General features: G+C 53.0%; 11 protein-coding genes. 5 read left to right on the top strand and 6 right to left on the bottom strand.

The features are described 5' to 3' along the window. Positions 1-15: 15 nt before the first annotated feature. On the top strand, positions 16-810 hold the full coding sequence (locus CCY01nite_RS10735) for a hypothetical protein (protein WP_222614341.1): 795 nt from the start codon (positions 16-18) through the stop codon (positions 808-810). A gap of 14 nt (positions 811-824) precedes the next feature. After that, positions 825-1,058, top strand: coding sequence for a TfoX/Sxy family protein (locus CCY01nite_RS10730; RefSeq protein ID WP_222614340.1), 234 nt, complete (start codon positions 825-827; stop codon positions 1,056-1,058). A 189-nt stretch (positions 1,059-1,247) separates the two neighbouring features. On the opposite strand, the gene CCY01nite_RS10725 is transcribed toward CCY01nite_RS10730, so the two are convergent. The 5 genes from CCY01nite_RS10725 to CCY01nite_RS10705 all read right to left on the bottom strand — a co-directional run bounded on the left by CCY01nite_RS10725 (position 1,248) and on the right by CCY01nite_RS10705 (position 9,318). Beyond that, a complete protein-coding gene (locus tag CCY01nite_RS10725) occupies positions 1,248-2,279 on the bottom strand; it encodes a TlpA disulfide reductase family protein (RefSeq protein ID WP_146860554.1) in 1,032 nt (343 codons plus the stop codon). 4 nt (positions 2,280-2,283) lie between these two features. After that, positions 2,284-3,702, bottom strand: coding sequence for a RagB/SusD family nutrient uptake outer membrane protein (locus CCY01nite_RS10720; protein WP_186831001.1), 1,419 nt, complete (start codon positions 3,700-3,702; stop codon positions 2,284-2,286). Positions 3,703-3,713: 11 nt separating this feature from the next. Continuing rightward, entirely contained in the window at positions 3,714-7,217 is a 3,504-nt protein-coding gene (locus CCY01nite_RS10715; protein WP_186831000.1) for a SusC/RagA family TonB-linked outer membrane protein, read from the bottom strand. Between the two features lie 239 nt (positions 7,218-7,456). Further along, entirely contained in the window at positions 7,457-8,626 is a 1,170-nt protein-coding gene (locus CCY01nite_RS10710; RefSeq protein WP_146860545.1) for a FecR family protein, read from the bottom strand. Between the two features lie 83 nt (positions 8,627-8,709). Beyond that, complete coding sequence (locus CCY01nite_RS10705) at positions 8,710-9,318, bottom strand: RNA polymerase sigma factor (protein ID WP_186830999.1); 609 nt, start codon at positions 9,316-9,318, stop codon at positions 8,710-8,712. A gap of 64 nt (positions 9,319-9,382) precedes the next feature. Between CCY01nite_RS10705 and CCY01nite_RS10700 the strand changes: the two genes are divergently transcribed. The 3 genes from CCY01nite_RS10700 (at position 9,383) to CCY01nite_RS10690 (ending at position 11,401) form a co-directional block, all read left to right on the top strand. Next, on the top strand, positions 9,383-9,841 hold the full coding sequence (locus CCY01nite_RS10700; protein ID WP_146860539.1) for a GNAT family N-acetyltransferase: 459 nt from the start codon (positions 9,383-9,385) through the stop codon (positions 9,839-9,841). Positions 9,842-9,852: 11 nt separating this feature from the next. Then, positions 9,853-10,764, top strand: a complete 912-nt coding sequence (locus tag CCY01nite_RS10695; protein WP_146860536.1) for a lytic transglycosylase domain-containing protein — start codon at positions 9,853-9,855, stop codon at positions 10,762-10,764. A gap of 79 nt (positions 10,765-10,843) precedes the next feature. Continuing rightward, complete coding sequence (locus CCY01nite_RS10690; protein WP_146860533.1) at positions 10,844-11,401, top strand: porin family protein; 558 nt, start codon at positions 10,844-10,846, stop codon at positions 11,399-11,401. 41 nt (positions 11,402-11,442) lie between these two features. Here CCY01nite_RS10690 and CCY01nite_RS10685 read toward each other — a convergent pair whose 3' ends face one another. Next, positions 11,443-14,502, bottom strand: coding sequence for a glycosyl hydrolase (locus CCY01nite_RS10685; protein ID WP_146860530.1), 3,060 nt, complete (start codon positions 14,500-14,502; stop codon positions 11,443-11,445). Positions 14,503-14,635 lie beyond the last annotated feature (133 nt).

The raw sequence follows: 14,635 nt of genomic DNA, 5'->3' as shown, positions 1-14,635 counted from the left end.
GAATTAAGCAATCTTTTGTCCGCGCTGGAAAGAGGCTTTTCCCGGTTCGGGATTGACTATTACCTTGTCGGGGCCGTTTCCCGGGACGTATGGATGAGCGGAATTAATAAAATTCTGCCCGGGCGAACAACAGGAGATATAGATTTTGCCATATTTATAAACGACAAAGGCGTATACGAGGAATTAAAAGCGTACTTCATCCACCACGAAGGGTTTTCCCCTTATAGCGGAAACGCCTTTGTACTTATATGGAAAGATGGCACCGAAGTTGACCTGTTACCCTTTGGCGCAATTGAAGATGAGAACAGGCGCGTGTCTGTCAGCGGAAACGGATATAGCACGATGCATGTTGATGGATTTAAAGAAGTATATGCACAGGAATTACCGGAAATAGAGCTGGAAGAAATACACCAGTTCAAAATTTGTACGCTCCCCGGCATTGTGCTGCTGAAGTTGATAGCCTGGGATGACCGTCCGGAAGCAAGAAGGGATGACATAAAAGATATAAGCGACATATTGAAGCACTTCTTTAATATGTACCAGGATGTTATCTGGGAAAAACATAGCGATCTTTTTGAAGATGACAACAGCGAATTGCTCAATATTGCCGCCAGGGCCCTGGGGCGTGAGATTGCGGGGATTGCCATACGGGATGAACGATTATACAAACGGATCAGGCACATTCTGAAATCGAATACGGCGGAGCCACATACAAGTAAAATGGCATTGATAATGCGGGAATATTTTGACAATACCGTTCAGGAAAATTTTCTTTTATTGCAGGAGCTAAAACAAGGGTTTGAAGAATAAAAACTCCATTTTTTATGGCCTTTAACGAACAACTCAGCAACAGGATCAGGGAAGCCCTGGCAGCAGTACCCGGCGTATCCGAAAAACGGATGTTCGGCGGCATCTGCTATATGGTAAATGATAAAATGTGCGTGGGCGTGGCGGGTGATGAAATGATGTGCCGGATCGGGGAAGAGCAATACGAGCAGGTGCTCGAAAGGAACGGATGCCGGGAAATGGTGTTCACCGGTAGGCCGATGAAGGGGTAGGTATTTGTGTCGGACGAAGGGATGCGCAGTAAAAAGGATTTCGATTACTGGATCGGGCTGTGCCTGGCATTTAACCCGAAAGCTAAATCCTCTAAAAAGAAAAAGTAACATCCTCCCCAGACATCAACCCGTTCAGATCAGGCGATACAAGCATCCACTTTTCAGCAAACGCTTATATCGCCTGTCATCCTATTTCAAAAACTTCTCCAACGCCGCTCCCAGCGCTTCCCCGCGCAGGTCTTCCGCCACTATCCGTCCTTCTTTGTCCAGCAGGAAGTTCTGGGGAACGCTCCTGACGCCGTACATCTTCGCCACAGCATTATCCCAAAATTGCAGATCAGACACCTGCGTCCACGTCAGCCCGTCCGCTTTGATCGCTTTCAGCCAGTCTTCCTTTTTACCGGGTCTGTCCAGCGAAACGCTGATCACGGTGAAGTTTTTGTCCTTATACTTGTTATAAGCCTTTACCACATGCGGGTTCTCCGCGCGGCAAGGCTTGCACCACGACGCCCAGAAATCTATCAGCACGTATTTCCCCCGGAAGTCGGTAAGACTTACCGGCTGGCCGTTTTCATCATTCTGGGTGAAGGTGGGCGCCATCTGGCCTATTGCCAGCGCGCGCCTTTTGTCGATCAGCGCTTTGAACTCACGGCCGGTAATGCTTTCCCGGAGGCGTTCGGACAAGCCGCTGAAAAGCGGATCGATCACCGGCACGTCAATAACGGGTACCGCGGCTGCGCGCAATGTGTACAGGCTGACGTAGGAATCAGGATTTGCCCGGATGAACTCGAACTGTTTTGCCCGCATATCCTGCTCTGTGGCGCCGGCAATAAACGCCTGGTAGCGGCTATAATCCAGGTTGATGGGCGAACCTGTGATCTTCGCTTTCTTCACGGAGTCCGGCGCATTGATATAAATCGTCCCCTTTTCCAGGTACATCATCGTCATGTCGGAGGCAGATGTTGTCTGCGTAAACCCCACGCCTTTGTGGTCTACGATCAGGCGGGCGAGGGTCGGTTCTTTAAGGCTGCCTTTGAATTCAAAAGCGCCGTTGTGCAATACAGCGGAATCCGTAATGATATCCCGCCCGTTCTTGTACAGCAGGTATGCTTTCCCCGGCGGATTGCTGTTGCCGGTTTTTGCTTTGATGGTAAATGTTTCCTGCGCCTGCGTTGTTATCGTGAGTAACAGCAGCGCAGCGGCAATGTGTATGCTTTGCATGGTCTTAATAATTTTGTGTGAGTTCTTTATTATAGTTGGTCGCGCTTTGCGGGAACGGGAATATCCATAACGGCGATCCCGGTTCCAGTGAATAGGTGACGCCGCTCACCGTTCTGGTAATGGTCTGTGCATAGGCGGGTTCCGTATTCCAGCGTTTGATGTTGAAAAAGTTACGCATGGAGTACAGCAGCTCTATCCGCGAAGTACGCATCAGCAGGGCCATTACGCCGGCTTCGGTGTTGGCCGTTACGGGCGCATATACATCCGGGTGAATACGTCTTTCCCGGATCTTGTTGATAATGCGCAGCGCCTCCTCCAAATTCCCGCCGCGGGCATGGCATTCCGCTTTGATGAGATAGGTGTCGCTGGTGGTGAGGCCCGCGGTATTGATGGCATATACGCCGCCCTGGCTGATCCACAGTTTTGAGCCGGGGAGGCCGGAGAAAGGATTGTCCATATTATAATACGGCTGCACATAGCTGTTGATGATGTTGCCGGGCTCGTAAATTTCGTTGGTGATCTCCAGGCTGACGGAAGCAGCGGTGGGACTGCCGCCCGCACCTATATAAAAGAGATTTTCCGCGGGCGTCACCACCGGTTTCACGAAGCCCGTGGTGCCCACAGGCGCATAGAGCCGGTCATCCGTCAATACGCTGTCGATATTCAGGCTTTGCTGCGCAGCGGTCAGCGCGTCCGCATACTGGCGCACGGTCAGCAATACCTGCGCTTTCACGCCGTAAGCAAACGCCAGTCCAACGCGCATGTTGTTCACAGGGATGCGCGGCAGGCTGTTCAACTGGAATGCCGCGTCCACGTCCGCCTGTATATTGGCGTATACTTCCGCAACCGTACTTTTTTTATTCGGCTCGGAAATAACGTTGTCTTCCTTCACATAAGGTATGCCTGGATCTGTAGCCGCTGTAGCAGGATCGTAGCCTTTGGCGTAGAGGTTTACCAGCAGGTAATGCATGTAGGCGCGCAGGATATATGCTTCGGCTTTGTATTGATCCGCCTTCTCGCGGTCGCCGGTCGCCTTGTCCGCATTTTTGATGATCACATTGCAAACGTTGTTGATGATGAAATACATCTTCTCATACTTCGCATCTGTAACGGCCAGCAGCTTTCTGTCCACCGTTGCGTCATACACGGTGTATGCATAGTTAAGCGTTTGCGGCCTGGTGGTGATCAGGGACGGGATGTTGGTGGTGTAGGCATAGATGTCGTTCACCAGGTTACCCACATCATTGGGGGAGAATGCGGTTTGCGCGCTGTTCGCATCGCCCGAAGAAAAATTGTAGTTCAGGAGCAGGTCAAGGTCAGACACGCGGCTGAGGATGTTCGCGCCTTTCGGCGTGATCTCCGTGAATCGCTGGCAGGCCGGGAATGCCGCGATGACCAGTATAATAGCTAATATCTTTTTCATGTTCATTCAGTTTAGTAGTTGACATTAATACCGAACACGTAAGAAGCGGGCACGCGGGCGCCGCCGGTTTCGGGATCTATACCAATGTCATTTCGCGTCCACAGCGCTTTCGGGTTGTTTGCCTGGAAACGCAGTCTTACAGATTGCGCCGCTATTTTACGGGTCCACTGCTGCGGCAGCTGGTAGCCGACTGTGGCGCTGCGTATCTTTATGAAATCGCCTTTCCGCACGAATGCATCCGAGAAACCGAGGTGATAAGCCGGTGCGCTGCGGGTGCCGGGATAGAGGCCGGGTGAATATTTACCATAGCCGGGTATGATGGTATTGGTCTTGCCGGGTTCCCAGCTGTCGGCGAGATATGCCGGCATGGAGCCGTAAGACACGCCGCTCACTACTTCCGGAACTACCGCCCGGAGGCTTTGCCCGCCGTAATAAACAGCCAGTACGTTCAGGCTGAATCCTTTGTAGTACAGTTCATTGGTCAGCGTAGTGTTGATCTGCGGATCTGTAGTGCCTGCATAGATCACGGCATTCATATCATTGGCCGTTAACGCCAGCGTGGTGAGATCCCCGTTGCCGGCGAGCCACTGCGGCTGCCCGTTCGCATCCAGTCCTTTATACTGGAACGCATAGAGGGCGTTCACGGGATAACCAACTTTATATCCGCCCTGTGCCAGCGCTACCGGTGTAGTCGCCACTTCGTCGATATACGTGATCCTGTTCTTGTTCCTGCTCAGCACTACGCCGGTCATCCAGCGCAGATCGCCCGGCTTTGCTGCGGAAAACCATTCGTACTGTATGTTCAGCTCGATCCCTTTATTCAGGAGCCTGCCATTGTTAATGATCTGGCTGGTGAAGCCTTCGGAAGGATCAAGACGGGTGGTCACCAGCAGGTCGGAGCCTTTTTTGCGATAGAGGTCCAGCGAGCCGTTCAGCCGGTTGTCCAGCAAAGAAAAATCAACGCCCACATTGGTAGTGGCTGTTTTCTCCCAGCGCAATTCCGGGTTTGCGGCATTGGTAACGACGGACATCGGGAAGCTGGTGATCGTGTTCACCAGCGTGGAATTGGCCGTGAGAAAGCTGCTCACGCCCTGTACAATATTGCCGGTTACGCCGTAGGTCGTGCGCAGCTTGAGGAAGTTGATCCACTGTACATCTTCCATAAACGATTCGTTATGGATGTTCCAGCCCAGGCCGGCGGACCACAGCGGCTTGCCGCGGAACCGCTCATCCAGCCCGAATACATCGGCGTAATCCACCCTGAAAGAGCCAAAAGCGTTGTAGCGGTCGTCGAACGTATAGGTGGCATTCGCATAGTTGGAATTGAAGCGGTGCACGGTTTCAGGGAATACGGCGAAAGGATCGGACAGGTAGGTTTCATATAGCTGAACGGTGCTGAAGCCGGGTTTGAACGCGGTGGTGTTCCTGTATGCATTCAGCGCCGGAAAGCTTACGGAGGTAGTGGCATGTGACTGCAACTGATCATCATATCCCAGCAGCAGGCCACCCGTTCCCCGGACGCGCGTCTGCCGGAATTCCGTACCCGCGATCACATCCACCGCATGCTTTCCAAACCTGCGCTGGTATTGCGCCTGGCCGCGCGCCGTCCAGTAATCTCCTCTGGTATGGGTAGTAGCCAGCTTGCCGCCATTGGTGGGTAACAGCGTTGTATACACGCTTTTCAGGTAGCGCATGATGTAGCTGTCTTCTTCGGAATAGGCGGACGTATTGATCGCATCGCTTTCATACTGGAATTGCGGCGTGAGCGTGAGGCCGGGTATTACCTTCGCCGTCAGGTTCAGGTAGTACCGGTTGTGCTGGCTGTTGGTACGTTTAAAATCTTTTCCCAGTTCATCCAGATGATTGACTTTGAGATCATACAATGGCTGGCTGGCCGGGTTGGTATTGTAGCTGTTGTAGTCAGCGGTGGCGTAATACACGCGGTTGCCGCCGGCATCCAGCAGCGGCTGGTAAGATGGCGCATTGAGCCCGCTGGTGGCAAAGCTGCTGTTGCTTTCTTTGCCATATCCCAACACCGTATTCACGCCGTAGTTGGCGTTCAACCAGGGAGCGACCTCGTATGCACCTTTATAGAACAGGTTCAGCTGGCGGTCGTACGCATTGATGATGCCCGTATTGCTGGTTTTGTAGTTCAGCACGAGGTTGGACTGAAACTTGTCGCCCGCGCTGCGTACGGCCAGGTTATACTGTTGCAGCAAGCCATTCCGCAGGGCGTTATCCTTAAACTGCCGGCGGAAGTTATTTTGTTTGAGGCTGGCTACTTCCTGGTCAAATTCGCTTTGGGTGATATCCCCTTTAGCTAAACGGTAGTAAGCATAGTATAAGGGCGACATGGAGCTGCCCCGGTTGATCGCGGCGTCGGTGGCCGCTATTGCCGCGGCGGTATTGGGATATGCGCCGCCGGTATTGGCGTACAGGTAGGCAAATACTTCGCCTTCTTTATCTATCTGCTGCGCGGGCGTCATCAGGTTGAAGTCCAGGTCAGGCTTCTGCGTAACGGTCATATCGCTGGAAAACTCCACAGTGGTGCGTTTCCCTTTGGCCTTTTTGGTGGTGATCACAATCACGCCGTTGGCGGCGCGTGCTCCGTAGATGGCCGCGGCGGCGGCATCTTTCAACACCGTAATGTTCGCTACGTCATACGGATTGATGTCCGCCACGCTGCCTTCCACCGGTAATCCATCCAGTACAATGAGCGGGTTCTTGTTGGCGTTGATGGTGCCGATCCCGCGGATAGAAGTGGTGCCGCGGTAGATCACCAGCCCCGGCGCCCTGCCTTCCAGGTTGTCGAGTATATTGGGCGTATATCTTTTTTCCAGTTCCCCGCTGCCGACAGACACTGTTGCGCCCGTCATCTTTTCCCTGGCCACAACCTGGTAACCGGTGTTCACCGTTACAGCGATCTCCTGCAGCCGCGTTACCGATGGTTGCAGGGCAATGGAAAGGGTGGCGCGGCTAAGGATGGACGGCGTAATGGTAATGGTGCTGGTTTCATGTCCCACAAAGGATACCAGCAGCACATCCCCCTCTTTTACATCGGCATTGAACACACCATCCGCATCCGTAATGCCGGATATCTTGCTGTTCCGGATACTCACGGAAGCGCCGGGCAAAGGCTGCCCGCTTGTGTCGGTAATGCGCAGCCTCACCGGCGGGATCGCTGCCGCCGGCGCCACGGACGGCGTAACCGCTGCGGGCAGGGCCTTGCGTGACAGGATGATGGTCTTGTCCTGGATCATATAATCCAGCGGCTGATTTTTCAATACCATGTCCAGCAAACTTTTCAACGGCATGTCGTTTACCGAAACGGTTACCGGTCTTGTACCGGAAAGAATATCTTCATTGTAAAAGGCCACATATCCCGTTTGCTGCTCAATAGCGGCAAACACCTGTTTGATGGAAATGGAGTGGCCGGACAGCGTTACGTTCTGCGCCGTACCGGTGGCATGAACAGATAAACAGGCGGTGAAAAGCATAATAGTGAGCATCCTCATAATTCTCAGCATTTGAGCGGGCAGCCAGGTCCCCGGGTGGCGGGGGACCGGTCCGTAAGACAACGGGACCGGGTAGCACAGGCCGCCAGTAGCAATTTTTTGCATACCTTAGTAGTGTTTGGTTGTTAATGAAATTGGTTGTCGAGACCGTTTTAAGATCAGCTGAACAATCCCCCGGAAGTGCGACCAACACTTCCGGTTTTGTTTTACTGATCCGGCATAGGTTTTATTTTAAATTATCATGGCATTACGATCAGTTTTCTGCCTTCCAGCCTGAAATGCACTTCTGATTTTTTCAATGCTATCAGCACGCCGTTCAAAGAAACGCCCTTCGTCATCTTGCCGCCGAAAGTGATATCGGGCACACCTTTTTCGTATACGACCCTTATATCGTACCAGCGTTCCAGCTGCTTCATCACTTCCTGTAACGAAGCGCCGTTGAAATCGAACAAACCGTTCTTCCAGGCTATTACTTTATTCATATCTACGTTGTTCACTACATGCACAGCGGCGGGATTTTCCATGCTGACCTGCGCCTGCTGGCCGGGCTGCAGCGTCACGCCGCCGACCTTTACGCTTCCTTCCAGCAACGTGGTATGTATGCGGCTTTCATCTTTATAGGCATGTATATTGAAATGCGTACCCAGCACTTCCACGGTCGTTTGCTCATTGACCTTTACATGGAAAGGCATGTCCGCATTCCTGACCACTTCAAAATAAGCTTCGCCCGTAACCTCCACCCGGCGCTCCCTGCCACTGAACAGCGTAGGGAAACGGATGGAGCTGGCGGCATTCAGCCATACCTGCGTACCATCCGGCAGCAGCAGGCTGAACTGGCGCCCTTTAGGCGTGGTGACGGTATTATAGGCCATTCCGCTCGCCGCTTCGCCCGTGGGATCGTAGACCAGCTGCCCGTTCCGGATCATTACCTGTGTACCCTGCTGGTTGGTGACCACGCCATTGCCAAGGCTGTCCAGCGTTACCTCGGTGCCATCGGCCAGGGTGAGCACCGCGCCTTCCCTGCCCGGCGCAATGTCGGCCACCGTTTGCGGGCCGGGTGTTTGCACGACCGGGCGCGCGTTCCACAGATAGATACCCGCCATGCCCACCAGCAGGATAACGGCCGCGGCAGCTATCCAGAACCGGCGCAGGCTGCGCAAAGGCCGCGCAGGCGGCTGCACCTTGTCCACCTGCAGAATATCCCGCAAAGCCTGCTGCCAGTAAGGCGTACGCTCACCTTCCCCGCTGGTGATATCTTCCCGGCCGCTGAAAAAGACGTTCGCCGCGGCGGCCATGTCCCCGCTTTCATCGTCCGTGATCAGTTGCCGGAGCTGCCGGCATTCTTCACTGGTAGCGTCGCCTTTGCGGAGCTTTTCCAGCAGATATAGTATTGTTTCCTCGTTAGACACAACACAATTTTAATGGGTAAATAAATCTTCTTTATATAAAGTCCCGCGAAGTATCATTCAGGACTAACGGCATCAAAAAAAAATCAGCGGTAGATGAACAGCAGGAGGGGCAGCAGAATGCCATTGCGCTGAAGATGATCGCGGATGAGCTTGCCGGCGCGTACCAGGGTATTTTTGACGGTGTTCGGGGAAAGCCGCAGGGTTTCGGCTATTTCAGGTATCCGGAGGCCGGATTCGCGGCTGAGCAGGTAGATCTTTTGCGTTTGCGGCGGCATCCGGCGGATGGCTTCCTGTACAAGCCGGGAAGTTTCCGCGAAAAACACCGCTTCCTCGGTGTTGTTGGCGGAGGTGGCAATACGCATGTTCTTTTGCTTATTCTCCCGCAGCCGCTGCCTTTCCACCCAGGTCAGCGAGCGGTTGTACATCACCCGGTAAATCCAGCTGGCCGGGGCCTGTATTTGCGGCAGCTCTTCCCGCTTCACCCAGATGTTGAGAAAGATGTCGTGGATGATATCATTCACCACCGCTTCCTGCTTCACGATCTTGCGGATGACGGTCTGCAGCTTCGGCAGATAGCGGTAAAACAGTTGTTCAAAGGCCGCCTCATTTCCCTCGGCGATCCGGGCGAACAGGTATTCGTCAGTATATAAACTCTTATCCTCCAATATTTGCGCGAAAGTTATTGTAAACATAATGGAAATAATACTTACTCTGGTATCTCCGCTCAGAAAATGTAAATTTGTAAAAACCGGGATCATGCAGGATATCGTCATCAGAAAAGCTACAAAAGAAGACCTGCCACTGCTGTTACATGCCGAGCAGGAGCTTATCAAAAACGAACGACCTTTCGACCCAACGTTCACGCCTGAACAATTCTGTTATTATGATCTGCCCGGCATGATGGCAAGCGAAGAAGCGGAAGTGCTGATCGCGGAACTGGACGGCGTATTTGCCGGATGCGGGAACGCGCGGATCAAAACGGGCATGCCTTATAACCGGTTTGAGCGGTACGCCTTTCTCGGCGGGATGTATGTAGTGCCGGAGCATCGCGGCAAAGGGATCATCCAGAGCATTATCGGCGAGCTGAAAAAATGGGCCGCGGCGAAAGGACTGGATGAGGTACGGTTGCAGGTATATTCGGAAAATGTTGCCGCCATTAAAGCATACGAGAAAGTTGGCTTTCAGCAAATGCTTGTAGAGATGCGGGTAAAATAAAATACTTACTTATGAATAAAATACTATCCAGCGCGCTGGTTTTCCTGGCGGGCGGACTTTTTACTTTGATGATCGTCAGCCAGCTATCCTTCAAAGCAGAGGCGGAACCCGTCACCATCAGCGAAAAAAATACGACTCCGCTCCTGCCGGAGCTGCCGGCGCAAATAGATTTTGCGGGAGAAGCCGTGCCGCTGGAGCGGTGGGATGTGAAGGAGCGGCTGGACAGAGAGCTGATCTACAACTTTTACTACAAGCCGAATGTGCTCTATACACTCAAACTGGCCAACCGTTATTTTCCCGCTATCTCCGAGCGGCTGAAAGCCAACGGCGTACCGGACGATTTTAAATACCTCTGCGTGGCGGAAAGCAATTTGGTGGCAGCCGCTATCTCCAGGGCGGGCGCCGTCAGCTTCTGGCAGTTCATGGACGGCACGGCCCCGCTCTACCAGCTGACCGTGAATCACGAAGTAGACCAGCGTTATGACCTGGAAAAATCCACGGACGCTGCCTGTAAATACCTGAAACAGGCATACGAACGTTTCGGCAGCTGGACGGCCGCCGCCGCGTCCTATAATTGTGGCATGGGCGGGTATAACAAGCAGGTGACATTTCAAAAGACCAGCTATTATTATGATCTGCACCTGCCGGAAGAAACGAACCGTTACATCTACCGGATACTGACCTTCAAGCATCTGCTGTCCAATGCGGACACGCTGGGGTTTGCCCTGAGCGATGAGGATGCGTATCAACCGCTTCCTTTCCGCGAAATGGAAGTCACCCGCACCATCCCGAACCTCGCCACATTCGCCATTGACAATGGCACCACCTATAAAGTACTGAAGCTGATGAATCCCTGGATCAAAGGCCGCTCGCTGACGATCCGGCCGGGGAAGCGCTATGTGCTGAAGCTGCCGGTCCATTAATCCAACACCCGCATTCGTTAAATGCCGCTGCCGCTTTCATGGGCAGATCACATCTTTGTGATCATAAAAAACAAGCCCCATGAAAAAAGTTATGATCCTGGCAGCCCTGTTGGCACCGGCATGTATCATCAAAGCACAAACAAAAATCCAGTACGGCCCGAAGGCAGGTGTTAATTTCTCTGTATGGACCGGCGAAGGATCACAGGGAGCGAAATTCAAAACCGGATTTTATGCCGGAGGATTTGTAGCGGTTCCCGTGAGCAAATATTTTATTATCCGGCCGGAGCTGATGTATTCTGAAGAAGGCACCGATCATATCGCCATGAAGTACGAAGACAAATACATCCGTCTGCCGTTGCTGGCGCAATACCGTCATCCGAGCGGCTTTTTCCTGGAAGCAGGCCCGCAGTTGGGATGGCTGCTCAGCACCTGGGCATATCAAAAGAATGGCGAGCCTGACATCAATGCGAAAGATGTTCGCAGTCAACTGGAAACACATCTTGCATTCGGGTTCGGATGGCAGCTGAAAGCCGGTATCGGATTTAACCTGCGGTATAATGCGGGGATATCCGGTCTCGGTGATGGAACAGGGCTGAAATCAGCGAATATAGGTATAGGGGCCTACTATGCTTTTTAATATACAAAGGGCTGATGGTAGCCATCAGCCCTTTGCTTCATCTATTGTTGCACCGGATAATATTGTATCCTCACCGGCCCCAGCAGTCCTGATTCCCGCAGGGGATAATCCTTATCGAATTTTCGTACGTTCGTTTTCGTAAGCCGTTTTTCTTCCGGCAGGTGCTGATCACCGATGATCCGGTTCGGCCAGAGGTTCACTACTTTCAGCTGCAGCCGGTTCGTTCCTTCCTTTACAAATGCGGTGATATCTTTCCGGAAAGGATGCGTCCACCATACGCCGGCGGCCTTGCCGTTGATCGTCACTTCTGCGAGGTTGTACATTTCGCCGAGGTCCAGGTACACACGTTTGTGCTGCAATTGCGCCGCGTCAACGGTGAAGGTGTTCTCATATGCCACGGTGCCCGAATAGTATTTAATGCCGGGATCGCTGTGAGTGGTCCATGACGCCAGTGAATCGAACTGTATGTTTTCGGGGCCGCCCCAGGCTTTGGAGAAGCTTAGCTGCCAGGGGGCGTTGATCTCCTGCATGAACGGCACATCTGCCTTGACGGTGCTTTTGCCGCCGTCGTTTTTGGTCAGCTCCCAGTTACCGTCCAATGCGCAAAGGATCTGTCCGTTTTGGAGGGATGTAAATGGCGGGATGTCAAATGTATCCGCCGGTAACTCGGGGAACAATGATTGTCCGTTGCGGCTGATGGCGGTGTAATGTGCGACTGAAGGCTGTTTGCGGAATACTACGAACACCGAGCCGAAGGGATCGAGGAACAGCGGCATCTGCACGCGGCCTTCGTTGATAGAAAATACCTGCTGCGGCGTGATCGCGCCGTCCTCCGGGTTCCATAGCTCCGGCATCCTGTCTTTCACCCGGAAAGTTGCCTGGATATACTCCGGCCTTTCATTCCTGTTCACGATGTAATATATCTCCGCATCAGGGGTTGTTCTGTGGATGTAATCGATCAGCGCACCCTGTTTGCCGCTTTTGTATTCAACATCGGGCTGCACGCCTTTGGCAAGCAATACTTCGCGGATGCTTTTGCCGGATACGATCTTCCCATCGCCATAACTATTTTCAAAAACCGTTTTTTCATCGATGTTCCCCCAAAGTTCAGCAGCCAGCGCCTGCACCGCTTTTTCCGCGGCATCGCGGTCTTTCAGGCCAACGGAGGAAACCGGCCGCGGGCCGATGACCGTAGCGCCTTTCTTCACCAACTGCGCGATCTTCTCCAGCACAGCGCGGTCCATCACTTTAAAATCAGGCAGCGCCAGCACTTCATAACGCATGCCGTCCGGCAATACAATACGGCCGTCCTTTACGTCCATGCGCGTGAGGATCACGTCTGAATTGCAGACATCGTAATCGTAGCCCTCTCCGAGATCCGGGTCAATATGCTTCAGCGGCACCTGGTTGGGCACGTTATCGCCATAATAATAGCAGACATCTCCCACGAACAATCCCTGCGACAGCATGAACGAGTTCCGCGCGTTCCATTGCAGGAAAGCGGGCGCCTGCTTCCACCAGGTGACGTTCGGGTTGAAGTGCGTGCCGGCGAAATATTCATTACCGGGAACGCCGGCTTCTTTCGGTGAATGCGTGAAAGTATGTATCACCAGCCTGTTCAGCCCTTCGCAGTACACCCTGTCCAGCGTAGGCTTCATGTAAGCGAAGTCCTCTTCCCAATGCGGGCCGATGCTGGTAGGGCCTTCGGCCTGTACAAACTTTTTACCGTAGATGTGCGCCGCGGAAGCGGGCTGTTTAACATATAAACGGCGGTGCGCCTCTACGCGGTGCGTTTTCGCCCTGATCCAGAACTCTCCCATGGGGATGGCGTTCAGGCTTAAATTCTTCAAAGCATCAATGGGCGCGGGATGCGGGCCGCCGCTCTCCGAATGGATGCCGAGCCCTTCCTTTGCCGCCAGCTCCGCAAACCGCTGATAATGGTTCTTGTAGATGAGGTCCGCGATCGTTCTGCGGAAATCGTACAGGAAACGGTTAGATGCATCGCGGTTGCCAATGATCCTGCCGGTAAGCACGGGAAGGAATTTCGTAATGTCGTAACCGTTAGCCGCTTTGAATGCTTCTACAAACGTGGGCGTCCAGTTGGAAGCGCCCAGTTCCCAGCTGTCGTCATGCAAATATTTCAGGCTTTTGGAGGGCTTGCCTTTTGTGAGCACGCTCACCACGCTGTCATACTGCACATCCATCGCTTCCGTGCTCATATAATCGATCGCCAGGCCACCGCCGCCGGGGCTGTGGGTGGATACTTTGATGCCGGTGCCGGTGTACCCGAAGCGCATGATGAGGTACCTGCCTTCGGGAACGTCCCAGTCGATCTTTCCGTCCTTATCCACAAACGAGCTGATATCTGTAATATTCTCAAGACTGGCATTGGCTTCATTGACCGGAAGCGGTTCTTCTTTCATGAAGATGTCCCAGTCGTACCCCAGTCCGTTTTTCGTAAAAGGAATGCTGTAAATGCTGTGCACGGCCTTGATGTCCATATTCTCCAAAGGCTTCACGCTATCGCTGTTCTCGTTCAGCTTCACGGCCAGCACGGTGATGGGCCGGTAATAAGGCGCGCCGCCTTCGGGTGTGTACAATTTGGCAGGCATGGGCAAGGTATCTGATAACTTGCGCGGGCCCTGCACATCTATTTCGCTCCACACGAGTTTTTTTGATGCAAGCCCCGGCGTAACCCAGGGGCCGCCGTCGTTCCAGCCGCTGCCGATGTTGAGGCTCAGTTCCAGTCCCAGGCTGTCTGCAACATGACAGGTGTAATCGAACAGATCGATCCATTCGGGGCTCATGAATACGGGGCCGGCGGCCGTTTTCTCCATTTTGTTGTAGGAGGAAGAACCTGCATCGAAAATGATGGCGCCTTTAATACCGGCGTTCTTCATTTCAACGAGATCTGTCAGAATGCCTTCTTTGTTGATATTTCCTTCCAGCCACCACCAGAACACACGCGGTTTCGCATCATCCGGCGGGTTGATAAAACCGGCTTCCAGGTTGCCGTCCGTTCCGGTCATTTTACCGGTGGAGCAACTGTTCAGCACATAACATATGGCGAGGAGGAGGAATTTATAAAGCGGTTGTTTCATCTGTTAATATTTGACTTTTTTACGGGCCAGATGACATCGAAGATGCATCGAGGCTAATAAGATTAAAACATGCCCGAGATAAACCTCGCATTAACATGCCCTGTGTGGAAAATGTATCATGCCCGGTTTCATG

This window comes from Chitinophaga cymbidii (genome assembly GCF_007992715.1).
Classification (GTDB): Bacteria; Bacteroidota; Bacteroidia; order Chitinophagales; family Chitinophagaceae; genus Chitinophaga; species Chitinophaga cymbidii.
The sequence above is the reverse complement of the archived record's forward strand: the minus strand, read 5'-3'. Positions and strand labels throughout refer to the sequence as shown.

Coding starts and splice junctions, on each gene's coding strand:
- CCY01nite_RS10730 (WP_222614340.1), top strand. CDS start 825: ATGGCCTTTAACGAACAACTCAGCAACAGGATCAGGGAAGCCCTGGCA.
- CCY01nite_RS10725 (WP_146860554.1), bottom strand. CDS start 2,279: ATGCAAAGCATACACATTGCCGCTGCGCTGCTGTTACTCACGATAACA.
- CCY01nite_RS10720 (WP_186831001.1), bottom strand. CDS start 3,702: ATGAAAAAGATATTAGCTATTATACTGGTCATCGCGGCATTCCCGGCC.
- CCY01nite_RS10715 (WP_186831000.1), bottom strand. CDS start 7,217: ATGAGGATGCTCACTATTATGCTTTTCACCGCCTGTTTATCTGTTCAT.
- CCY01nite_RS10705 (WP_186830999.1), bottom strand. CDS start 9,318: ATGTTTACAATAACTTTCGCGCAAATATTGGAGGATAAGAGTTTATAT.
- CCY01nite_RS10700 (WP_146860539.1), top strand. CDS start 9,383: ATGCAGGATATCGTCATCAGAAAAGCTACAAAAGAAGACCTGCCACTG.
- CCY01nite_RS10695 (WP_146860536.1), top strand. CDS start 9,853: ATGAATAAAATACTATCCAGCGCGCTGGTTTTCCTGGCGGGCGGACTT.
- CCY01nite_RS10690 (WP_146860533.1), top strand. CDS start 10,844: ATGAAAAAAGTTATGATCCTGGCAGCCCTGTTGGCACCGGCATGTATC.
- CCY01nite_RS10685 (WP_146860530.1), bottom strand. CDS start 14,502: ATGAAACAACCGCTTTATAAATTCCTCCTCCTCGCCATATGTTATGTG.